Origin of the sequence: Thalassotalea litorea, assembly GCF_043642205.1 — a bacterium.
Lineage (GTDB): Bacteria > Pseudomonadota > Gammaproteobacteria > Enterobacterales > Alteromonadaceae > Thalassotalea_A > Thalassotalea_A litorea.
In genome coordinates this window covers 21,532-44,447 of sequence record NZ_JBHZSG010000007.1, presented here as the reverse complement: position 1 = coordinate 44,447, position 22,916 = coordinate 21,532, and the positions used below count along the sequence as shown (strand labels likewise).

The window sequence follows — 22,916 nt, the reverse complement described above, 5'->3', positions numbered from 1 at the left end:
TATACTTGCAAAAAATGGTCGAAAATTTAAAAGGTGTCCCATGACCTCACATCACACTTACAAAAAAGTTGAACTGGTTGGTTCTTCTCCAAAAAGTATTGAAGAAGCGATTGAAAATGCCCTTGAAGAAGCAGCAAAAACCATTCGTAATATGAATTGGTTCGAAGTGCTTGAAACCCGTGGCCATATCGTCGATGGCAAGGTAGCCCACTATCAGGTAACGTTAAAAGTGGGCTTTCGAATCCAGTACAGCTAAGTAGCAAGTTTTCGCTGATATAGCCGCGATACTACCTGGCCGGCAGACTTTTCTTTGAGTAACTGCCAGTTCTCAGGTAATAACGCCGCATTAAAGTTTTGCTCCGTTTCCACATAGATGATGGCACTTTCAGCCAACATTTGTTGCTGCTCAAGATAAATCGCAATGTCACTGGCGAGCCCTCGATTAAAGGGTGGGTCGATAAATACCAGATCAAAGGGCTTATTAGTGTTAACGGACAGAATATTTTGATTTAGGACTCTGCTCTGGTTGTCATTCAGGCGGGCAATATTTTCCTCGATGTTTCTGGCGGCCGCTCGTTCTAACTCGACAAACGTTACATGCTCAGCACCTCGGGAAAGCGCTTCAAACCCTAAACTGCCAGAGCCCGCACAACTATCCAGACAAACCGATTGAGCGACATACGGCATTAACCAATTAAATACGGTTTCTTTTACTCGGTCGGTGGTCGGTCGCAGACCTTCCGCGTTGAGAACCGGTAATTTGCGACCTCGATATTTACCGGCAATGATCCGGACCTGCCCCATCCCCTGGGACGTAGCATTTCTTCCGGAAGATCTATTTCCTCGGTTCGCATTTTGTCGGTCGGGCTTTCTCGGCGCCATATTCAATCTACTCTTATTTATGGTTTATTTCCCAGTCTCACGTAAAAGGCTTCTGTCAGTTTGCTTTTTACGCCCTTTCGGTTTTTATACAGTCGCTAAGATGCTACTATACTGCCCTTAACCACAGGCTCAGCTTTCGGGGTTCGTCGAAAACAATAAAGGTCTTCGGCCACTAATTTTATCCTCGATTGAAGCGATTACCAATGCCTGCATCCACCTAATTGAATATCATCAAGCGTAACTGACACATTATGGCTAAGAAGAAAGGGTTATTTTCCTGGTTTAAAAAGTCTGAAGAGACGACAGAATCACAAATAGAACAACAAACTGAAGTTACTGAAGAAGTAACCGAGGTAGCTATTGATGAAGCACAAGGCAATGATGTTGCTGAACATTCTAAATCCCCATCCGCAGCTGATTCTAAACAAGCTGGCAGTGACGCAACAGACAGTGAAGAAAAAATTGTTGCCGACAATGACGTTGAAGATGAGCAACCAGAAGCCCCACTAGAGGCTGAGACGGCTGAGGAAATTACCGAAGTCGAGGAAATCGAGGAAGTTACTGAATCGACCTTAGCGCAAGAGTCAGAGGGTGAAGAACAGGTTGTTGTTGAACAAGCCGTTGCAGAGCAAGCGGATACAACCAACAAACCGGGGTTTTTCCAACGCTTAAAATCTGGCTTAAGTAAAACCCGCCAGAATATTGGTAGTGGTCTGTTCGATTTGTTCCGTGATAAGAAAATCGACGATGAGTTATTTGAAGAACTGGAAACCCAGTTGTTACTTGCCGATGTAGGGGTCGAAACCACCACGAAGATCATTGATTCCCTGACGCAAGCGGCAAGTCGAAGTCAGCTTAAAGATGCCGAAGCGCTGTATGAGTTATTAAAGCAGGAGTTAGAACAGGTTCTCGATAGCATCGAGCATCCACAAGAGAAAGCGATTACCGGACCAAAAGTCATTCTTATGGTTGGTGTTAATGGCGTTGGTAAAACCACCACCATAGGTAAGCTTGCTAAGCAATTTCAGGCCGAAGGCAAATCGGTTATGTTGGCGGCTGGTGATACATTCCGCGCCGCAGCCGTAGAACAATTACAAGTCTGGGGCGAGCGCAATGACATTCCTGTGGTAGCGCAGCACACCGGTGCCGATAGTGCATCGGTTATATTCGACGCCATAAATTCTGCGAAAAGTAAAAATGTCGATATTTTGATTGCTGATACAGCCGGACGCTTACAGAATAAAGCTCACCTGATGGAAGAGCTGAAAAAAGTCGTGCGGGTGATGAAGAAAATAGACGCCGATGCTCCCCATGAAATTATGTTAACCATCGATGCCGGAACCGGCCAGAATGCTTTGAGTCAGACACAGCTATTTAACGATGCTGTAGGTCTGACATCACTTGCAGTGACTAAGCTCGATGGTACCGCCAAAGGTGGGGTTATTTTTGCGGTTGCAGATAAATTCAAGATCCCAATTAAGTATCTTGGTGTTGGCGAAGGAATCGATGATTTACGTCAGTTTAATGCCAACGATTTTATTGACGCTCTGTTCGATAAATAATCCTCAGCGGGCAAGTTTAGCCAAACGTCTCAGAATGTGAAGAGCCACATTCGCAACACTGAAACCTAACCCGAAACAACACATTTTTCTCGTTAGGTTTCAGATGATTGCAATGACAAAAACATATCTAAACAGCTAGCGATAAGGGACGAAACCATACCGTTTAGAGAGCGATTAATTAATAGAATTGGTCTTATAGCCGTGATAGGCTAGTCCCCATACTCCGCAGTCCGACAACAAAAAAAATAATCGTCGATGATACATTTTAAAAACGTTAACAAGACTTATCCTGGTGGCTTCCACGCTCTGAAGAATATAAATTTCGCTCTCGAAGCTGGCGAGATGGCGTTTCTGACCGGACATTCCGGTGCTGGTAAAAGTACCCTGTTAAAGCTCATTACGTTAATGGAAAAGCCAACCTCGGGGCAGGTTATCATCGACAACAATGACCTGAGCAAGATCCGCTATGCTCAAGTTCCGTATGTTCGCCGTAATATCGGTATGATTTTCCAAAATCATAATCTGTTAATGGATCGCACGGTTTTTGATAATGTCGCCTTACCTTTGGTTATTGAAGGTCTCGGCGCTCGGGAAATTCGCAAGCGCGTAGATGCGGCGTTAGATAAAGTAGGATTGACTGCCAAGGTAAAATGTTACCCCTACATGCTATCCGGCGGTGAACAGCAGCGGGTCGGTATTGCTCGTGCCATCGTTAACAAACCACCGATCATTCTCGCCGACGAACCAACCGGTAACCTAGATCCAAAACTATCCCTTGATATCATTCAGTTATTTGAAGATTTTAATGCTGTGGGTGTCTGTGTACTTATCGCAACCCATGACCTTGGCCTGATTGCCCGGATGAAATACCGCAACCTCACCTTAAAACAGGGCAAGATGATCACCGACGGTTTAGCCATAGCCGAGGCGAGCGAATGAAAAACAATACGCAGAAATCTTCACCATCTTTGTTAACCCGGTTGCTAGCACCCGTGCATCAGGGGCAGCAACTGATCGCGGCTTTCCACGAATTGTGGCGCACGCCAATGGCATCGTTAATGACCATTTTAGTGTTAGGAATAAGCCTGGCATTACCGGCAACCTTACATTTGTTCAGTAAAAATGCCGAACGCGTCAGTGCCCAATGGCAAACAGCAGCGGAAATTTCCGTATTCCTGAAAATGTCGGTCAGTGAAACCAGTGCTCAGAATCTGTTACAACGCATTCAGTTGTATCCGGAGGTTCAGCAGGTTCGCTATATTTCTGCCGATGATGCCATGGATCAGTTTAAACAGCTATCCGGGTTTGGTAACGCATTGGCCTACCTTGAATCAAACCCACTGCCAATTACATTATTGGTAACACCGACTCAGCGCCATTCTCAGCCTATGGCTGCCAAAGCGTTGCTGGAGAAAATACAGGCAGAGCGAGAAGTCGAACAAGGTAAACTGGATGTTGAATGGTTAACCCGACTTGAAGCCATTATGGTACTGATCAAAGACATTGTCTTTGCGCTTGCCGCGTTACTAAGCTTCTCGGTAGTTCTGATCATCGGTAATACCATTCGCCTTGCCATATTGAACCAAAAAGACGCAATTGCCGTAATGAAGCTTGTCGGGGCGACTGACGGGTTTATCCAGCGACCTTACCTGTATACAGGATTTTGGTATGGTGTTCTTGGCGGCCTGCTTGCCAGTGCAACGGTCAGTATTTTAGGACGGTATCTGGGCGCTGCGATTAGCGCTTTGGCAGAGCTTTACGAAAACCAGTTCCGGATGCAGGGGTTGAATCTTCAGGAGCTTGGCATATTGCTTGCGATAGCGGTATTTCTGGGACTTTTAGGCAGTTACATTTCGGTTAGAAAACATATTCGCAGCATTGAACCAAACGCCGATTAAATGGTCAAAGATGGGGTGAGAAATACAACTCCCCCTTGAAAAAATCACAATTAAGCTATACTAATCAACTTGTTATGATTTAATTAACAAACCTTAACATTTTTTAATCGCAAACCCGTTACGATGGGTATGTAGTTGACGACGAGCACCTACAAAATGCATGCGCTAATATCCATTTTTTTCGGTTAGCGATCTTGAAAAAGCTGTGGTAGTATCCCAGATCCAAGTAATAACGAGGTATTGAATGAGTAATACTATGCAATCAATGGCATTGACAGTTCCCCAAAGCGGTAGCATAGAAGCCTATGTGCAGTCCGCCTACAGTATTCCTATGCTCAGTGCCGAACGTGAGCAAGAGCTGGCTTCGCGCCTTTATCATGATAATGATTTGAACGCGGCTCAGGATTTGATCATGTCGCATTTACGATTTGTGATCCATATCGCCAAAGGTTACTCCGGTTACGGCCTGCCGCAAGCAGACCTGATTCAGGAAGGTAATGTTGGCTTGATGAAAGCGGTAAAACGCTTCAACCCGGAAGTGGGTGTGCGTTTGGTATCGTTCGCTGTTCACTGGATCAAAGCTGAGATTCATGAGTTTGTGCTTCGCAACTGGCGAATTGTTAAAATCGCGACGACGAAAGCGCAACGTAAATTGTTCTTTAATCTGCGCAAGAACAAAAAGCGCTTGGGTTGGTTCAACCAGGAAGAAGTAAATACGGTTGCTGAAACGCTCGGCGTTAGCAGTAAAGATGTTCTGGAAATGGAATCGCGCATGGCCAATAGCGACCAGGCGTTTGATTTAACCGATTCTGATGATGATAGTGGTAGTGCGGCACAGTTCTCGCCAGCACAATTTTTGGAAGATAAGTCTTCCGATTTATCCACCCAAGTAGAATCGGACAACTGGGACGATCATGTTAATGGCCAGTTAGTTCAAGCACTTTCTTCACTAGATGATCGTAGCCAGCACATTATCAAAGCACGCTGGTTAGACGAAGATAAAGCTACGTTGCAGGACTTGGCGTCTACGTATCAGATATCAGCAGAGCGTGTGCGTCAGTTAGAAAAGAACGCGTTGAGCAAATTAAAGCTCGGTATCACAGATCTTTAACTGCTAACAATACGCTTGATCATGAAAAGCCAGAGGAAACTCTGGCTTTTTTGTTTTCCACTCGGTTTATACCAATCACAATCCATTCACACCTATCATCATTTTTATCCTGTCGCTATATCCACAAAAGATCATCTTCAGGATCCTCGCACAAAACTACGACACATTTAGTAATTAATGTTGACGCCCTGAGTGTATAAAAAACCGACAGAAACCTGTAGCAATGCCGAAAAACTCTGTTAAACTATTTGATCTAACATCATTTTTTTAAGGCGCCTTTCATGGATTCGAAAGGAAAATTACAGAGCAAGGCCAGATCCATTAAGGATCGTGCTCGAACAGTACCTAAGCTACGGTCGCTTTTGAAACGATATAAGCAAACCAAAAACATTCAAACCGGCTTGTTGAAGTTATCGGAACTTTGCAGTACCGAGACGGATGTTAACTGCCTATATATCAACCTGCAAAAAGTCATCCGCCAATATTTTCCTGCAGACAACCTCTATATTGAACGCTTTGATGGTAAAGCTAACGATCCGTATTTTATAAACGAGTTATTTTGTGCGCCAATCAAGCCGCAACTGCATAGCGATATCGTCGATTTTATATCTGCCATAGCCAAACCGGTTTATCTTAACCACGATCAGGTTTTTATCTTGGAAAACGAGAACGATGTGGTTAAACGGCCTTTTCCGCTGCGCAATGATGAAACCCAATTAGTGGATGTGTGGTTAATGGCGCCGTTGACCATGATTAATAAAGCCTTTGGTCTGGTGGCCATAAAAGGATTTATCAGCCAAAGCGATAGTAAGTCAGAAGATTTACAGTTGATTCGTTACATCGCTGCACAAATTTCATCCTTCATTCAACGACATCAGGCAATTAACCAATTACAAACCTATTCACAAGATATCAATCAGTTAATCGGCGAACGAACGGCTGACCTGCAGCAAACCAATTTACGACTTCGTAAACAAGTTGAAGAACGCCGAGCCATAGAGCAACAGCTGTATTTCGCAGCTCACCATGACACCTTGACGAAGTTGCCCAACCGCGCCATGTTTTCCGAACGCTTAGAGCACTCGTTAAAACATGTTAAACGCCATCCCAATCATCGTTTTGCGGTATTGTTTATCGATCTTGACCGATTTAAAGTGATTAATGACACGCTAGGCCATCATATCGGTGATTTACTGCTCATAGAGATTGCTGAGCGCATTGCCGATTGTATCCGTGGCAATGATATCCTGGCTCGTCTGGGTGGCGATGAATTTGTTATTCTGCTTGATACCTTAGTACAACACGAAGATGCCGAAGATATTGCTCAGCGTATTATTGAAACCATCGAACAACCGTTTGTGATCGATAACCAGGAACTTTATTCCAGCGCCAGTATTGGCATTACCGTCTGTGATCGTCATTACCAAAATGCCGCTGAAGTTTTACGTGATGCGGACGCTGCTATGTATCAGGCGAAAGCACTGGGCAAAGGTCGATTTATTTTCTTTGATGATTCCATGCGCCAACAATTAATGGCGAATTTAAATCTTGAACATGAATTACGAAAAGCCCTGCGAGAAAAAGAGTTTACCCTGCATTTTCAAAGAATCTCTGACCTCAATCAAGAACTGAATAATGCATCACAAACTTTAGGATTTGAAACCTTATTACGTTGGCAACACCCTAAGCGTGGCCTTCTTAACCCCGGAGATTTTTTAGCAGTTGCTGAAGAATCCGGGTTAATTATTGATATTGAATGCTGGGTACTTGCCAGCGTTGCCGAGCAGTTAGTTCGCTGGGATGCTGAGGGTAACCATAATAATACGTTTGTCAGTGTGAACCTGTCCCCCAGACAATTGCAGCACAAGACTCAAGTCAGACAACTTATCGACGTGATCCACCAACACTTCCCGAATCCGGAACGTTTGATTCTGGAGTTTAACGAACGAGCTTTTGTACAAAACCCGGAACAGTCTTTACAGGCATTAAACACACTTAAAGCCGCTGGCGTTAAATTGGCGCTGGACGACTATGGTCATGGCCTGTCATCTCTCAATTATCTGAGTAGCTATCCATTTGCCTTTATTAAGCTGCATCAATCGTTCGTAAAATCGTTAAACAGTAACGAGAAAAATCTGACTCTTGCGAAAAGTTTGCATGAATTAGGGGATAGTTTTGGTTTCCGACTGGTCGCCGAAGGCGTAGAAACCCAGGCGCAACTGGATTTGGTGAAAAAAGCGGGCTGTGATTATGCTCAAGGTTACTTTATTTCACGTCCGCAGGCGGCTGACCTACCAAAGGAAGTAAATAACCACAGCGATGATGATGTTGTCGATTGTGCCTAAATGCTAGCAAAGTAGAAGCCTTGTTAACCAGCTGCAGGAATATAAACGTTATTCGCCAGTTATTTAGCGCCAGCGTCGGTTTTTTTCGCCGCTAGCATCGCCCGCAAACCCGCCACGCCAGCTTGGCCGGTTTTTTGCTTTTCTTCCGCCGATTGACGCTTCTCGCCACCCTGTTCCCATATCAAATCATCCTGTGGCATTTCATACAAGAATCGAGATGGTTCCGTATGGATCAGCTCACCATACTGACGACGTTCTTTGGCATAGGTAAAAATGAGTTCGCGCTGAGCTCGTGTAACACCAACGTATGCCAGACGCCTTTCTTCCTCAACATTGTCTTCATCAATACTGGTTTGGTGGGGCAGCATACCTTCTTCCATACCAATCAGGTACACATAAGGAAACTCAAGCCCTTTGGACGCATGTAACGTCATTAACTGCACTTGATCAGATTCTTCTTCTTCTTCATTTCGCTCCATCATATCGCGTAATGTCAACCGAGTAACCACTTGCGGCAAGGTCATAGGTTCATCCATATCGGTCCCTTCCAGCATGTCCGTGACCCAGGAAAATAGCTGGGTGACGTTCTTCATCCGCATTTCCGCGGCTTTGGCGCTCGGTGATGAGTCGTATAACCAATCTTCATAATTGATATTCTGAATAAATTTACGCAGTACAGCGCCGGTATCACCACGCATAGCATTGTCTTCGGTCTCGACCATCATCCGGGTAAAGCGTTGTACGTTTGCCAGCCCACGACCGCTTAAATGTTGTTCTAGTCCTAATTCAAAACTTGCGGCAAACATACTGATCTGACGCATATTGGCATACGTTCCCAGCTTTTCAAGGGTAGCCGGACCGATCTCCCGGCGCGGAACATTAACGATTCGCAAAAATGCATTGTCATCATCGGGATTTACCAGCAATCGCAGATACGCCATGATGTCCTTGATTTCCGAGCGGGCGAAAAATGACGTACCCCCACTAATTTTGTAGGGAATACGGTTTTGCATCAGGATCTTTTCAATCAACCGGGATTGGTGGTTGCCACGATATAAGATTGCATAATCTTTAAACTGACTCTTATTTAAAAAGCGATGACCTAATAATTCACCGGCAATACGCTCGGCTTCGTGATCTTCATTTTTGGTACGAATCACTCGCAATTCTGGGCCATACTGCAATTCGGAAAATAGTTGCTTGTCATAAACGTGGGGATTGTTGGCAATCAAAATGTTGGCACATTTTAAGATGCGTCCGGAAGAGCGATAATTCTGTTCCAGTTTAATCAGTTTGAGCTGCGGAAAGTCTTTTCCCAATAAAACCAGATTCTGCGGCTTTGCCCCGCGCCAGGAGTATATAGACTGGTCATCATCACCAACCACGGTAAATCTCGCCCGCTCACCCGCCAGTAATTTCACCATCTCATATTGACTGGCGTTAGTGTCTTGATACTCATCCACTAACAGATACTGAATTTTTTTCTGCCAGCGCAACCTGACTTCCTCGAAATTTCGTAATAACAAGGTTGGGATTAAAATCAAGTCATCAAAATCTAACGCATTGAATGCTCGCATATGCTGATGATATTGCTGATAAAAATGCGCAAACAATGAGGCTTCCTCACCTTTGGCATGTTTTATCGCAACATCCGGCAACATCAGCTCATTTTTCCAGTTGGAAATACTATTTTGCAGACGTGACAATAATTCTTTGTCACCATCAAGTTGCTTTGCGGTAAGCTCTTTTAACAACGCCAGACTGTCTTGATCATCAAAAAGCGTAAATCCGGGTTTGAACCCTAAGGTCTTTAATTCTCGTCTGACAATATCTAACCCCAACGAGTGAAACGTGGAAACCACCAAACCACGGGTAAGATCACGCCCCAGCATTTTACTGACCCGCTCTTTCATTTCCCGAGCGGCTTTATTGGTAAAGGTTACCGCCGCAATATTACGGGCTTTATAGCCACATTCCTGGATCAAATACGAAATTTTCTGACAAATAACCCCCGTCTTCCCTGAACCGGCACCTGCTAATACCAGGCATGGCCCACTGACGTAGTTTTTTGCTTCATTTTGACCAGGGTTTAGTTTCATTAATATAGAACTGCAAAGAGTGAGTTGAATGCTGGCAATTTTACAGAAATACGCACGGGGTCGAAAGACTGGATAGGCAAATATACTGCGAATATCACCTCAATTACCCCCGAAACTTAAAAAGTCATGGCTTACCTGCTAGGATAGGAGGCAAATAACGCTCCTCTTTAAGCGAGACCCCTATGATTAATCCGAAGAAAATTGAAGAAATCGCTAAGCAGATTACCGAGTCTATTCCACCTGGAGTCAAAAATGCGGCTACAGATCTGGAAGCTAAAACCAAAGAAGTATTGCAACGCAAGCTCGCGCAATTGGATGTGGTAACTCGGGAAGAGTTTGATGTGCAAACTCAGGTGTTGGCAAAAACTCGCGCCAAACTTGAAGCCATGGAAGCAAAATTAGCGGAGTTGGAAGCGGCTTTAACTGAACAGCGCTAACAGGCCAGATAAATACTTAGCGCCATTGCAGACAAGCTGACTCGTTTTAGATGCTAGAATGGGCGTCACCATTCAAAGTCCGCACACCCAACAGCCTAACTTAAGCTCCTTCACACTGAATCGACTAGCGTTGCTGACTTAAAAACGCCTGATATGCCGGGTTATCGGTTTCTTCTACCCATTCGTAACCCAGATCCTGCAGATGCGCAAAGAATTCCTGTTGTTCGGCATCCGCAACCTCAAATCCTGCCAGTACCTGACCGAATGCTGAGCCATGATTGCGATAATGAAATAAACTGATATTCCATAGCTCTCCCAGTGTATTGAGGAAGTTTTCCAACGCGCCCGGATATTCCGGAAATTCAAAACTAAATAATCGCTCATTGGTGGTATTTTGACTGCCACCACCGATCATGTAACGAACATGCAGTTTGGCCAGTTCGTTATCGGTTAAATCCTGAACCTGATAATGATTTGCTTCCAGCGTACTGACTAATTCACGTCTTTCCTGGGCACCATGGGACAGGCGAATCCCAACAAAGATATTGGCCCGATTGGCATCACTATACCGATAATTAAATTCGGTGATTACTCGACCACCTAACGTCTGACAAAAGCGACGGAAACTGCCTTTTTGTTCGGGAATGGTAACCGAAAAAACCGCTTCTTTTTGCTCACCCAGCTCACAACGTTCTGACACATAACGCAAACTATGAAAATTCATATTAGCGCCGGATAATATCGCAACCAATTTCTCATTGCCCGGCGATGTCTGGCAATACTTATTAATGCCTGCCAGCGACAGAGCGCCAGCGGGTTCAGCGATCACACGGGTTTGCTCAAAGGTTTCTTTGATTGCCGCACAAATCTCATCCGAGCTAACCGTAATCACGTCATCACAGTACTTGTAAATCAAGTCAAAGGTATGTTCGCCAATACGTTTTACCGCAACACCATCGGCAAACAAACCGACGTTGTCTAAATCGACGGGTTTACCAGCATCAAAGGCCGCCTTTAAGCACGCAGAATCCTGAGCTTCGACGCCGATGACTTTCACCTGAGGGGCGATTTGTTTAACGTATACGGCAATACCCGCCAATAGCCCGCCACCACCAACCGGCACAAAAATCGCGTCCACATCGGCTAATTGCTGGAGAATTTCTTTCCCCACAGTCCCCTGACCGACAATAACTTCCGGATCGTCAAAAGGGGGAATAAAGGTTTTATTCTCTTTCTCGACAAAGTCCAGACAAGCTTGCTGCGCTTCGTTAAAACTCTTACCGATTAACCGCACCTCAGCACCAAAATGCCGTACGTTGTTCACTTTAATATCTGGGGTTGTGATTGGCATTACAATCGTTGCCTGAACCCCCAGACTTTTCGCCGCCAACGCCAATCCTTGCGCATGATTTCCCGCAGAAGCTGCAATAACGCCATGCTGACGCAGCTCTTGAGGAAGCTGTTGCAGTTTGTTGTAAGCGCCACGCAATTTAAACGAATGCACCGGCTGTTGATCTTCTCGCTTCAAATAAACCTGATTGTTTAATTGCGCGGATATCTTAGGCAGAAAGCTTAATTCCGTTTCTTTGGCGATATCATACACAGGCGCCATCATAATCTTGCGCAAATAACTAAGCGCAAGATCCTGATCTTTTTGTGCCAATGCCGGTGATTGCTGAACTACCATAGCTTCCTCTGGGGTGTGGTTATCTTTTTAGATGCACTGTTTAAGTTAATCGTTTTTCATCGCTTCGATAGAGTGATGCCCAATCCTTAACTAACATTGAACATCGTCTCATATCGAAAAATCGTCAGAGCTTATGATTGAAATTCATCGAGCAGTTCGGTGTTACGAATCGCACCTTTATCCGCACTGGTTGCAAGCATCGCGTAAGTCTTCAGTGCATAACTGATGGGACGATGACGATCGACTGGTTTCCAGGCGTTCTGACCGCGACCTTCCATGGCTTCACGACGATGTGCAAGCTCTTCATCGGAAATCAACAAATCTATCTTACGGTTAGGAATATCAATATCGATTCCATCGCCATCTTCAATCAAAGCAATCACTCCGCCGGATGCCGCTTCCGGTGAAACATGACCAATGGAAAGTCCTGAGGTTCCGCCAGAGAATCGACCATCGGTGATCAGCGCACATTTGGTGCCTAACCCCATGGATTTGAGATACGTTGTCGGATACAACATTTCCTGCATACCCGGACCACCTTTGGGACCTTCATAACGAATAACAACCACATCGCCTTCGACGACTTTGCCACCCAATATGCCCTCAACGGCGTCATCCTGAGATTCAAATATTCGGGCTTTGCCCTTAAAAATCAGATTTTCTTCATCAACACCTGCGGTTTTCACAATACAGCCATTTTCAGCGACATTTCCGAACAATACCGCCAGGCCACCGTCTTGGGAAAATGCGTTTTCTTTTGAGCGAATACAGCCTTGCTCCCGGTCATCATCCAACGTTGGATAACGACAGCTCTGGCTAAACGCTTTGGTAGTACGAATACCAGCAGGTCCGGCACGGAAAAATTCTTTAACCGCGTCATCATTAGTTTGTTTGATGTCGTATTGAGCAAGCATTTCCTCAAGAGAGACACCCAAAACGTTAGTTACCGATACATCCAATAATTCAGCGCGGGCAAGTTCACCCAGAATCGCCATAACACCGCCAGCGCGATGCACGTCTTCCATATGATATTTCTGAGTCGATGGTGCGACTTTACACAGATGCGGAACATGACGTGATAATCGGTCGATATCCGCCATAGTAAAATCAATGCCACCTTCCTGAGCCGCTGCTAATAGATGCAGCACGGTATTGGTGGAGCCACCCATGGCGATATCCAGACACATGGCATTTTCAAATGCTGCCTTAGTGGCAATAGAACGAGGTAATGCGTTGCTATCATCTTGCTGGTAATAACGATGAGCCAATTCTACGACGCGCTTACCAGCATTTAAGAATAATTGTTCGCGGTCGGCGTGGGTCGCCAACATGGAGCCATTACCGGGTTGGGCTAAGCCCAACGCTTCGGCCAAACAGTTCATTGAATTGGCCGTAAACATACCTGAGCAGCTACCACAAGTTGGGCATGCCGAACGTTCAATCTGCTCAGACTGTTCATCAGACACGTTTGGATCGGCACCCTGAATCATGGCATCAACCAGATCCAGTTTAATGATTTGATCGGAAAGCTTAGTTTTGCCGGCTTCCATCGGGCCACCGGAAACAAATACCACAGGGATGTTTAACCTTAACGCGGCCATTAGCATGCCTGGGGTAATTTTGTCACAGTTCGAAATACAAACCATAGCGTCGACGCAGTGAGCATTAATCATGTATTCGACGGAGTCGGCGATTAGCTCTCTGGATGGCAGCGAGTAAAGCATCCCGGAGTGCCCCATGGCAATACCATCATCAACGGCAATCGAATTAAATTCTTTGGCAACACCACCGGCTTCTTCGATAGCGCCAGCAACGAGCTGTCCCATGTCTTTTAGATGCACATGGCCTGGTACGAATTGGGTAAATGAGTTGACGACAGCGATAATGGGCTTGCCAAAGTCACTGTCAGTCATACCGGTAGCACGCCATAATGCGCGCGCACCTGCCATATTTCGACCCTGGGTAGAAGTTGCAGACCTTAATTTAGGCATAATACATCCTTAATAAACCGTAAAATTCTTATTTGCAGGCACTCTGACCCGCTCACGCTATTTACCGCAAGCATCGACAGGAGTTCCTATTTTTAACTGGTGATTACAACCGTTGGCTTATCAAGGTATAAAACGTAAACGCCTTATATCATTGGTTTAATGCCCAGGATAGGTTATCTGACAAAACCTTGATTCTGCCAGATGCGCAAACCTGTATGCCGCTCAAATAATTAACGAGCAGGAATTACGATGTTATATCGCCAGTTATTTAACCGGAGCTAGCCAGCCCCATTTATCTTCTGTTTCACCCGTAAAGATGCCAAAAAACGCATCCTGAATTTTTCGGGTGATTTCACCGCGGCTACCGGTACCGACTTTGATACCGTCAACGGTGCTTACCGGTACAATTTCCGTTGCTGTACCACACATGAAAAACTCATCGGCAAGATATAAGGCTTCACGTGCGATTAATTCTTCACGAACTTCCAGTCCCATTTGCTTGGCCAGCGTAATCACAGTGTCACGAGTCAGGCCTGGTAAGATTGAACAGGTAGAAGGTGGTGTATACAGTATGCCATTACGAACCAAAAACAGGTTTTGACCAGCACCTTCACTGACGTAATTGTTTACATCTAAGGCAATACCTTCGGTATAACCATGACGCGCAGCTTCGTTTGATATCAGCTGTGAAGACAAGTAATTGCCACCCGCTTTTGCTCCGGTAGGCATAGTGTTTGGCGCCAGGCGATTCCATGAAGAAACCCCCACATCAACACCGTTTTCCAATGCATCGGCACCTAAGTAGGCCTCCCATGAAAATGCAGCAATCATTAATTCGGCGTTAGCGTCGACCGGTGGACGAAGTCCCATACCCACGTCACCTAAAAAGGCGAGAGGACGCAAGTAAGCGGAATCGAGATTATTCTGTGCGACCGAATCTTTACAGGCCTGCATGACCTCTTCACGGGTAAATGGAATATTCAAACGATAGATTTTCGCAGAGTCAAACAAGCGATCGACATGCTCTTCCAATCGGAAAATACAGGTACCGCGATGAGTCTTATATGCACGGATCCCTTCAAAGACTGAGGTACCGTAGTGCAAGCCGTGGCTCATTACATGAACCGTTGCGTTTGCCCAAGGCATTAACTCACCGTTAAACCAAATTTGATCAGCGTTTACTTTTGCCATTTCATTATTCCTAACTATTCATTGAGAAGCCAGTTGGATGCTTAACTGACTTGATATGTCTGCAAGCCCTGATCTTCGACTTTTATTTGCTCGATGTCGATTATTTTTAACAATTGTTTTGCTAAATTTTCCACCGATTTGTCACTTTCTACTGACAGTTGAATGTCGAGTATGTTTTTTTGTTCAGCGGGTACCATAGATAAGCCGCATAAACGATAACCCCGATAACGGGTTACCTGCAATAATCGTTCGACAACCATCACGTGATCGGATGCGGTAATTTTCAAATGATGCAAGGTCATTGGTAAAACTCCTGGGCTAAATAATTCTGACTGCGCCAATCGGGGAGCTGATGCCATGTAACGAACGTTAATCGCTTAGTATTAATCATTGTTACTTGCCTCTAACATCCCGTGATTGGCCGTTTCAGGTGGTACTAAAGGCCAGACATTGTCCATTTCATCTATTCGTACCTGTAATAGATAAGGGCCCTGATGCGCGAGCATTTCAGTAAGTGCAGCGTTAACCTGCTGCTTGGTGGTGATACATTTTGCTTTGATATCAAAGGCTGCCGCTAATGCAACAAAATCCGGGTTGTCGCTTAAATCAGTTTCACTGTAGCGTTGCTCGAAAAACAGCTCTTGCCATTGGCGAACCATACCCAGTTTAGCGTTATCTATGAGCACTATTTTTACAGGGATTTGATATCGTTTTAAGGTCGACAACTCCTGAATGTTCATCATCAAAGAACCATCGCCACAGACCGCAATGACGGTATCGTCCGGTCTGGAAATTTGCGCTCCGATCGCCGCCGGCAAGCCAAAGCCCATGGTGCCTAGGCCACCGCTAGACAAAAAGTTTTTCGGGTCGTGCATTGTCATATGCTGAGCTGCCCACATCTGATGCTGCCCGACATCCGTTGTTGTGACACTCGCAGCGGATAATCGGTTGCCAAGTTCCGCTAATACGGCTGGCGCATAAATTCCTTCACCTGGGTGATCATAGTGCCAGGGAAAATCGGTAAGCAATTGCTGGCAACGGCGCTGCCATTCGTCAATTTGTATATGAGGGAGAAGGCCGCTTAAACATTGTTTAAATACCGGCAAAGAGTGCTGTAAGTCCGCAACGATTGCTAAATCCACACCGCGGCGTTTATTCACTTCACAGGCATCAATATCTAACTGGATCACTTTCGCATTGGGTGCAAATTCGGCCAACTTGCCGGTTACCCGGTCATCAAAACGAGCCCCCAATGCAATTAACAAATCACATTCCTGAACGGCAAGATTGGCAGGCTTGCTACCGTGCATACCAAGCATACCCAGAAAATAATCAGCGTTTGGGTTAACAGCACCGATACCCTTTAACGTGGTAACACTCGGAATCTTTACCGTTGCCATCAGATCACGTAAATGGGTCACCGCGTCAGCCATCCCTACACCGCCACCAACATAAAAGATTGGTGCACGGGAGCCTTCAAGTAGTTCCTGAAGCTTTTGCTGATCCGGTAACGAAATCACCGGAGTTTTTGACGTCATCGGTTGTTGATGTAACGACTCACTCAGTAACTGCTCGGCTTCAGCATCTTGCAGTGCTTGCATTTGCACGTCTTTGGGAATATCGATGAGTACCGGTCCGGGTCTGCCCTGATAAGCAATGTGTATGGCCCGGGAAATAGCCTGAGGAATTTGAGTAGCGCATTGAACCTGCTCACAATGCTTGGTGCAAGCCAAACTTAAGCCGAGCATATCCACTTCCTGAAAAGCATCAGATCCCATCGCCTTTTTTGCCACTTGCCCGGTGATGGCAAGCATAGGAACGGAATCGGAAAACGCATCTGCAATGGCGGTGATTAGGTTTGTAGCGCCAGGGCCTGAAGTGGCCAAACATACGCCAAGCTTGTCGCTGGCACGGGAATATCCCACCGCAGCAAAACCTGCGCCTTGCTCATGACGACACAAGAAATGCCGAATTGAACTGTCATACAGGGCATCATAAACCGGCATAATGGCACCACCAGGATAACCAAAAAGGCTATCAACACCGTGTTTCTCCAAAGTTTTTAACAGTAATTCTGCGCCTGTCATGGGATACCTTTGTTTATTTTCTGCATGCTTGTCGCTGCAGGCTGCCAAATAGAGCAATCGAATTGCTCGCTAAATTTTCTCACCGATGTCTCCGGAGAAACATCAAACAACTGTTTAATTCATAACACCTTAAAAAAATAAACCCCCCGGTTCTTTCGAAGCGGGGGGTTGGTGGTGTTAGTGTTTTTCTAACTCAACAACGTTCCCGCAATGATTTAATAATCACCACGACGAGAATGTTAATTTGAATTAGAAATAAATTGTTCATCACTAAAATCTACTTGTTGATTTTTACAGTAAACTTATCTGTCAAGCCTATAGTTAAGAGTTAATTATAGGCGACTTTGAAATTTGTAACGTATTTTTAACACAGGGTTTGAGCGCTCACAACCGTTTTCTGCAATAAATTTAAAATAATTACTCTATTTTTTGTTCTAACGACAACGTTTTAATTATAACAAGCTGAATCATCGATTTTTTATCTTGAAAAAGGATTTTCATGGCAATCGCAAAAATATACTCTCGTGCCAGAATAGGCCTTGATGCACCTACCGTTATCGTCGAAGTCCATATCGGTAATGGCTTGCCTGCATTTAATATCGTCGGGTTGCCCGAAACCACCGTCAAAGAATCAAAAGACCGGGTTCGCTCTGCCCTGATAAATTGTGGTTATGATTTTCCCGGTCGCAGAATTACGGTGAATTTGGCGCCAGCGGATCTGCCTAAGGAAGGTGGCCGATTTGATTTACCGATAGCCATTGGCATTTTACTGGCATCAGAACAACTTCCTTTATTTGATACTGAGCGCATGGAATTTGCCGGAGAATTGTCATTGTCTGGCGAGCTGCGCCCGATATTAGGGGAAATTTCCATGGCAATGGCCTGCGCAGCATGCGGACGAGATTTATTTTTACCGATTGCTAATAGTGCCCAGGCATCCTGGGTTAATGGCGTGAAGATTTTTCCGCTGACGCACTTAAAGCAACTATTTCCCCATACCCAAGGTATTCACCCTATTCCAGCACTCACCTTAAGTCGTCCACAAGTCAGTGGCGCACAACACAAAATCGATTTATCCGACATTATCGGTCAAGATAGCGCCAAACGAGGATTAGAAATTGCCGCCGCCGGAGGCCACAATCTATTATTGCTTGGTCCGCCCGGGACTGGAAAAACCATGTTAGCATCACGGCTAGCCACATTGCTGCCAGATATGGAGCAATCAGAAGCGCTGCAAACTGCGGCGATTCGCTCAATTAGCGGGCAAGAGATCACTAACGACAACTGGTTATTAAGACCTTTTCGTGCCCCACATCATAACGCCTCATCGGCGGCACTGGTCGGTGGCGGTAGCCAACCCTTACCCGGAGAAATCACTCTGGCGCACAATGGAATTTTATTTCTTGACGAACTTCCTGAGTATGATCGTAAGGTATTAGATGTATTACGAGAGCCTTTAGAATCTGGTCAAGTCACCATTTCTCGGGTTAAACAAAAAACCACCTATCCAGCCAAGTTTCAGTTGATTGCGGCGATGAATCCATCACCGACCGGATTTTATAATGACAAACGCTCCACCCCTGAGCAGGTAATGCGTTATTTAAATCGATTGTCGGGCCCTTTGTTAGAACGTATTGATATGCAAGTGGAGGTACCCTTGCTGCCCAAAGGATATTGGCGCATGCAACAATACCAGCAATTCGCGGATTCTAGTGAGACCGTACGCAGCAGAGTCATCGCCTGTCGAAAACGACAGATTCAGCGTCAGGGTAAAGCGAATCATCGACTGACCGCGGCAGAGCTCAATCAGTTTTGTTCGCTTCTAGACGATGATCGGGAATTCTTTGAACTCGCCGTAGAAAAACTCGGGTTTTCAACCCGGGTACATCATAATTTGCTCAAAATCGCCCGTACCATTGCTGATATGGCAAATTCAGAAATAATTGAAAAACAACATCTTATCGAGGCCCTTTCCTATCGCGCTATGGATAGAATTTTGACCTACCTTGCCAATAATTTACAACGCTAGACCGAACTTCAGAAGTTCAATACTGTTCCAGATGCCTCCTTGTCGTTGTCGTTGTAGTTGTCGGAGCCAATACCATTGCCACAATTCCATTGACACTAAGCCGCACTAGCTCTTTGCATAAGTTAACAAGCTAAAACCTTTCAAATTCTGAGATAGTCGGGCCTTTCGCGTATTCGTGATTAAATCGTGTTAATTTACTGCTTTAGCTCTAACAAAACTCTCCCGCACCATTCATTTGCCTGAGCTCCTAGGCTATTTCATTGCTTACTCATTGATAAGCGAGACTTATGCATAAAGAAATACGATTCAAATTGCTAATCAAGACACCCATGGATACAGCACACGATATACATCACTGCTAATCAAGACACCCATGGATACAGCACACGATATACATCACCAACCCGCAGTACACACTTCCCTCGATCAGAAGAAGGAGTAATATTTTCGTTCTCTTGCCTGACCTCTTTAGCGCTAGTTAATCAATTTTGAAACATGGCGCTTTATTCGTCATGTACAACCGGTTAACGATACGTTAATAAATCAACGCGGTTTCAATACGAGCGAGTATCCATGGGGCATGAGGAGGCATTTTGTCCAAACGGGCAACGAGAAATTATTAAGACACCCATAATAATACCTGCCAGGTGTAGACAGATTTACTGTGAAAATTATTAAGACACCCATCGTAATTCCAGCTTATAACTTGTTAAGTTGAGGAGGAGGAATATCATTTGTAGTTCTTCGAAGAACGCAGTACCAATACAAAATTAACGCAGTATTTTTATCATAGGTGTCTTGATAAGCATGGGTGTCTTACTAAGTTTTTTCGACGTAAATATGGGTGTCTTGATAAACATTACAAAATTGACGCAGTATTTTTATCATGGGTGTCTTGATAAACATTAGGTTTTGATAAGCATCTTAAAAAGCATTGTTGGTGAGCAACAAAAAAGAGATGATCAGGACGAGTATTTCCGCCTATCCAATCATGGCTAAGATTTTGGCCCTAAGCATTCCAAAAACGCTTTTAATAAGGGTTGATTGATGCGGTTGTTTAAACCACAAACGCCTAATGAAAATTCAGAGATGGGATGAGCGGACGGTAAAGTGCGAATTCTGTCTTTCACCGGGCTATTATCAATAACGACCTGTGGCGCAATACCAATCCCACACCCCAGAGCGACCATAGATACAAGCGCTTCATGGCCGGATACCCGGGCGTAGATATTGGGCTTTATGGTTAAATCACCTCCGGTTTGCTGACGAAACCAGCTGTCAAAGCGACTACGCACTGGTCCGTGATCGGCCAATATTACTGGTAAACCCTGCCAATCGATTGGCCGTTGTTCTAATAATGTCGATACATGGCAGTTTATCGTTGGCGCAATAATCGCCACGGGGATGCTGGCAAGCGGGTGGAAAAAACAACTATCCGGCAAGCTGTCTTCATGGGCGGCAATGGCCAAATCCACATCTTTGTTTTGCACTTTTTGAAAAGCATCGGCGGCATTACCGGTTTCCAGACTGATCTCGACTTTAGGGTATTTCTCCCGCAGATTATCAAGCATAGCGGGAAGATGAGAATAGGCTGCGGTAACCGAGCAATAAAGAGATAGCTTGCCACGCAGTTGCCCTTGCTGTTGCTGAATACGGGCCTGCAAGCTCTGCCATTCTAAAATCTGTTCTTTGCAGTATTGATGAAAAACGTCCCCCGCCGGGGTCAAAGACGCGGTGCGATTGTCACGATACAGTAATTGGCTATCCACTTCAGTTTCCAGCCGCTGCACCAATCGACTTAGCGTAGATGGACTCATATGAAAGGTGCTAGCGGTTTGTGAAAAGTGCAGATGCTCTGCTAAATGAGCAAAAACTTGTAATGACTTAATATCCATAAACGCTAACCGAAACAGTGTTGCAAAATATGCAACGTATTATTGCAAATATATCATTTTAAGCAATAGAGATATTCCTCTAAGATTCACACCATGCAATTTTAAGTCCTTTAGCAGACAAATTTAGACACAGGAGTCGTCTCACCGTGGCCAATTATTTTAATACCTTAAGTTTACGTGACAAGTTAACACAACTAGGCAAATGTCGTTTTATGAAGCGCGAAGAATTCAGCGATGGTTGTAATGCCATCAAAGGCTGGAAAATCGTCATCGTAGGTTGTGGTGCACAAGGTCTGAACCAAGGCCTGAATATGCGTGATTCTGGTCTGGATATTTCTTATGCGCTGCGCGACTCGGCAATTTCCGAGAAACGCCAATCCTGGCAATGGGCTACAGAAAATGGTTTTACCGTGGGTACCTATGAGGAATTGATCCCACAAGCGGATATGGTATTGAACCTAACGCCAGATAAACAACATACCAATGTTGTGGAATCCGTGATGCCGCTTATGAAGCAAGGCGCCACATTGTCTTACTCACACGGCTTTAATATCGTCGAAGAAGGCATGCAGGTTCGTGACGACATTACGGTAGTAATGGTTGCGCCTAAATGTCCAGGTACGGAAGTTCGCGAAGAATACAAGCGTGGCTTTGGTGTACCAACGCTAATTGCCGTGCACCCAGAAAACGATCCAAAAGGCCAGGGCCTGGCGATTGCGAAAGCGTATGCAAGCGCTACCGGTGGCGACCGCGCCGGCGTATTAGAATCTTCTTTTATTGCGGAAGTAAAATCAGACTTAATGGGTGAGCAAACCATTCTTTGCGGGATGTTACAAACCGGTGCGATTTTAGGTCACCAGCAAATGGTAGCCAACGGTATGAACAGTGCCTACGCAGCGAAATTAATCCAATATGGTTGGGAAACCGTCACCGAAGGCTTAAAGCACGGTGGTATCACCAATATGATGGATAGATTATCAAACCCAGCCAAAATCCGTGCTTTTGATATGGCAGAAGAATTGAAAGTAATTCTACGTCCATTATTTGAAAAGCACATGGACGATATCATCGAAGGCGAATTTTCAAAAACCATGATGGCGGATTGGGCCAATAACGATGATAACTTGCTAACCTGGCGCGAACAAACCTCGAAAACGTCGTTCGAACAAGCGACAGAGTGTGACGAAGAAATCAATGAGCAGGAATTCTACGACAAGGGTATTTTCCTGGTAGCTATGGTTAAAGCCGGTGTTGAACTTGCGTTCGAAACCATGGTCGCCGCGGGCATTGTCGAAGAGTCTGCCTACTATGAGTCATTGCATGAAACACCACTAATCGCTAACTGTATTGCCCGTAAAAAGCTTTACGAAATGAACGTGGTCATTTCCGATACGGCAGAGTACGGTAACTACTTATTCTCCCATGCTGCGGTACCTCTGTTGCAGGACTACGCCAGCAATTTATCGTTACAGGATTTAGGTGAAGGGTTATCCGAGAACTCTAATCAAGTGGACAATGTGCGCTTAATTGAAGTCAACGACGCTATCCGTAGCCACAGTGTTGAGCAAGTAGGTAAAACCCTGCGCGGCTACATGAAAGATATGAAGAAGATTGCTCTTTAATACACGTATTCTGGCTACCTATCTGACAGGCTAAGGGTTTATTGCCAAACTCTGTTGCCTCAGTTGCCGATTCAGTCTAT

General features: G+C 45.1%; 17 protein-coding genes. 9 read left to right on the top strand and 8 right to left on the bottom strand.

What is annotated here, in order from left to right; genetic code table 11:
- The first annotated feature begins 40 nt into the window (after positions 1-40).
- Positions 41-256 carry a dodecin gene (locus tag ACHUFQ_RS05465; protein WP_394173721.1) on the top strand — a complete coding sequence of 72 codons (216 nt, stop codon included), beginning with the start codon at positions 41-43 and terminating at the stop codon, positions 254-256.
- Here ACHUFQ_RS05465 and rsmD read toward each other — a convergent pair.
- Positions 253-882 carry a 16S rRNA (guanine(966)-N(2))-methyltransferase RsmD gene (rsmD, locus tag ACHUFQ_RS05460; protein ID WP_394173719.1) on the bottom strand — a complete coding sequence of 210 codons (630 nt, stop codon included), beginning with the start codon at positions 880-882 and terminating at the stop codon, positions 253-255. The two genes, ACHUFQ_RS05465 and rsmD, sit on opposite strands and share 4 nt — an antisense overlap.
- Positions 883-1,133: 251 nt before the next feature.
- Between rsmD and ftsY the strand changes: the two genes are divergently transcribed.
- The 5 genes from ftsY (at position 1,134) to ACHUFQ_RS05435 (ending at position 7,798) form a co-directional block, all read left to right on the top strand.
- A complete protein-coding gene (ftsY, locus tag ACHUFQ_RS05455; protein ID WP_394173718.1) occupies positions 1,134-2,444 on the top strand; it encodes a signal recognition particle-docking protein FtsY in 1,311 nt (436 codons plus the stop codon).
- Between the two features lie 255 nt (positions 2,445-2,699).
- Entirely contained in the window at positions 2,700-3,383 is a 684-nt protein-coding gene (gene ftsE / locus ACHUFQ_RS05450) for a cell division ATP-binding protein FtsE (protein ID WP_394173717.1), read from the top strand.
- Entirely contained in the window at positions 3,380-4,342 is a 963-nt protein-coding gene (gene ftsX, locus ACHUFQ_RS05445; RefSeq protein ID WP_394173715.1) for a permease-like cell division protein FtsX, read from the top strand. Before ftsE ends, ftsX begins: the two co-directional genes overlap by 4 nt.
- Positions 4,343-4,586: 244 nt before the next feature.
- Positions 4,587-5,453 carry an RNA polymerase sigma factor RpoH gene (rpoH, locus tag ACHUFQ_RS05440; protein WP_394173714.1) on the top strand — a complete coding sequence of 289 codons (867 nt, stop codon included), beginning with the start codon at positions 4,587-4,589 and terminating at the stop codon, positions 5,451-5,453.
- 362 nt (positions 5,454-5,815) lie between these two features.
- Positions 5,816-7,798, top strand: coding sequence for a putative bifunctional diguanylate cyclase/phosphodiesterase (locus ACHUFQ_RS05435; protein WP_394173712.1), 1,983 nt, complete (start codon positions 5,816-5,818; stop codon positions 7,796-7,798).
- A 59-nt stretch (positions 7,799-7,857) separates the two neighbouring features.
- Here ACHUFQ_RS05435 and rep read toward each other — a convergent pair whose 3' ends face one another.
- Complete coding sequence (gene rep, locus ACHUFQ_RS05430; RefSeq protein ID WP_394173710.1) at positions 7,858-9,897, bottom strand: DNA helicase Rep; 2,040 nt, start codon at positions 9,895-9,897, stop codon at positions 7,858-7,860.
- A gap of 182 nt (positions 9,898-10,079) precedes the next feature.
- On the opposite strand from rep, the gene ubiK reads away from it, so the two are divergent.
- A complete protein-coding gene (ubiK, locus tag ACHUFQ_RS05425; RefSeq protein ID WP_394173708.1) occupies positions 10,080-10,334 on the top strand; it encodes a ubiquinone biosynthesis accessory factor UbiK in 255 nt (84 codons plus the stop codon).
- Positions 10,335-10,458: 124 nt separating this feature from the next.
- Here the strand turns inward: ubiK and ilvA are convergent, their stop codons facing one another.
- From ilvA to ilvG, 5 genes are all read right to left on the bottom strand, one after another.
- The gene (ilvA, locus tag ACHUFQ_RS05420; protein WP_394173706.1) at positions 10,459-12,021 is read right to left on the bottom strand and encodes a threonine ammonia-lyase, biosynthetic; all 1,563 of its coding nucleotides are present in this window, start codon (positions 12,019-12,021) and stop codon (positions 10,459-10,461) included.
- Positions 12,022-12,152: 131 nt separating this feature from the next.
- The gene (ilvD, locus tag ACHUFQ_RS05415) at positions 12,153-14,012 is read right to left on the bottom strand and encodes a dihydroxy-acid dehydratase (protein ID WP_394173704.1); all 1,860 of its coding nucleotides are present in this window, start codon (positions 14,010-14,012) and stop codon (positions 12,153-12,155) included.
- 264 nt (positions 14,013-14,276) lie between these two features.
- Entirely contained in the window at positions 14,277-15,203 is a 927-nt protein-coding gene (locus ACHUFQ_RS05410; protein WP_394173702.1) for a branched-chain amino acid transaminase, read from the bottom strand.
- A gap of 41 nt (positions 15,204-15,244) precedes the next feature.
- Positions 15,245-15,505, bottom strand: a complete 261-nt coding sequence (gene ilvM, locus ACHUFQ_RS05405; protein ID WP_394173700.1) for an acetolactate synthase 2 small subunit — start codon at positions 15,503-15,505, stop codon at positions 15,245-15,247.
- A gap of 81 nt (positions 15,506-15,586) precedes the next feature.
- Positions 15,587-17,290: an acetolactate synthase 2 catalytic subunit gene (gene ilvG, locus ACHUFQ_RS05400; RefSeq protein ID WP_394173698.1), complete on the bottom strand. Its 1,704-nt coding sequence runs from the start codon at positions 17,288-17,290 to the stop codon at positions 15,587-15,589.
- Positions 17,291-17,789: 499 nt separating this feature from the next.
- Between ilvG and ACHUFQ_RS05395 the strand changes: the two genes are divergently transcribed.
- Positions 17,790-19,319 (top strand): YifB family Mg chelatase-like AAA ATPase, encoded by a 1,530-nt coding sequence (locus tag ACHUFQ_RS05395; RefSeq protein ID WP_394173696.1) that lies wholly within the window; start codon positions 17,790-17,792, stop codon positions 19,317-19,319.
- Positions 19,320-20,314: 995 nt separating this feature from the next.
- Here the strand turns inward: ACHUFQ_RS05395 and ilvY are convergent.
- Complete coding sequence (gene ilvY / locus ACHUFQ_RS05390) at positions 20,315-21,214, bottom strand: HTH-type transcriptional activator IlvY (protein ID WP_394173695.1); 900 nt, start codon at positions 21,212-21,214, stop codon at positions 20,315-20,317.
- 146 nt (positions 21,215-21,360) lie between these two features.
- Between ilvY and ilvC the strand changes: the two genes are divergently transcribed.
- Positions 21,361-22,836, top strand: a complete 1,476-nt coding sequence (gene ilvC / locus ACHUFQ_RS05385; RefSeq protein WP_394173693.1) for a ketol-acid reductoisomerase — start codon at positions 21,361-21,363, stop codon at positions 22,834-22,836.
- The last annotated feature ends 80 nt before the right edge of the window (positions 22,837-22,916 follow it).

Coding starts and splice junctions, on each gene's coding strand:
- ACHUFQ_RS05465 (WP_394173721.1), top strand. CDS start 41: ATGACCTCACATCACACTTACAAAAAAGTTGAACTGGTTGGTTCTTCT.
- rsmD (WP_394173719.1), bottom strand. CDS start 882: ATGGCGCCGAGAAAGCCCGACCGACAAAATGCGAACCGAGGAAATAGA.
- ftsY (WP_394173718.1), top strand. CDS start 1,134: ATGGCTAAGAAGAAAGGGTTATTTTCCTGGTTTAAAAAGTCTGAAGAG.
- ftsE (WP_394173717.1), top strand. CDS start 2,700: ATGATACATTTTAAAAACGTTAACAAGACTTATCCTGGTGGCTTCCAC.
- ftsX (WP_394173715.1), top strand. CDS start 3,380: ATGAAAAACAATACGCAGAAATCTTCACCATCTTTGTTAACCCGGTTG.
- rpoH (WP_394173714.1), top strand. CDS start 4,587: ATGAGTAATACTATGCAATCAATGGCATTGACAGTTCCCCAAAGCGGT.
- rep (WP_394173710.1), bottom strand. CDS start 9,897: ATGAAACTAAACCCTGGTCAAAATGAAGCAAAAAACTACGTCAGTGGG.
- ubiK (WP_394173708.1), top strand. CDS start 10,080: ATGATTAATCCGAAGAAAATTGAAGAAATCGCTAAGCAGATTACCGAG.
- ilvA (WP_394173706.1), bottom strand. CDS start 12,021: ATGGTAGTTCAGCAATCACCGGCATTGGCACAAAAAGATCAGGATCTT.
- ilvD (WP_394173704.1), bottom strand. CDS start 14,012: ATGCCTAAATTAAGGTCTGCAACTTCTACCCAGGGTCGAAATATGGCA.
- ACHUFQ_RS05410 (WP_394173702.1), bottom strand. CDS start 15,203: ATGGCAAAAGTAAACGCTGATCAAATTTGGTTTAACGGTGAGTTAATG.
- ilvM (WP_394173700.1), bottom strand. CDS start 15,505: ATGACCTTGCATCATTTGAAAATTACCGCATCCGATCACGTGATGGTT.
- ilvG (WP_394173698.1), bottom strand. CDS start 17,290: ATGACAGGCGCAGAATTACTGTTAAAAACTTTGGAGAAACACGGTGTT.
- ACHUFQ_RS05395 (WP_394173696.1), top strand. CDS start 17,790: ATGGCAATCGCAAAAATATACTCTCGTGCCAGAATAGGCCTTGATGCA.
- ilvY (WP_394173695.1), bottom strand. CDS start 21,214: ATGGATATTAAGTCATTACAAGTTTTTGCTCATTTAGCAGAGCATCTG.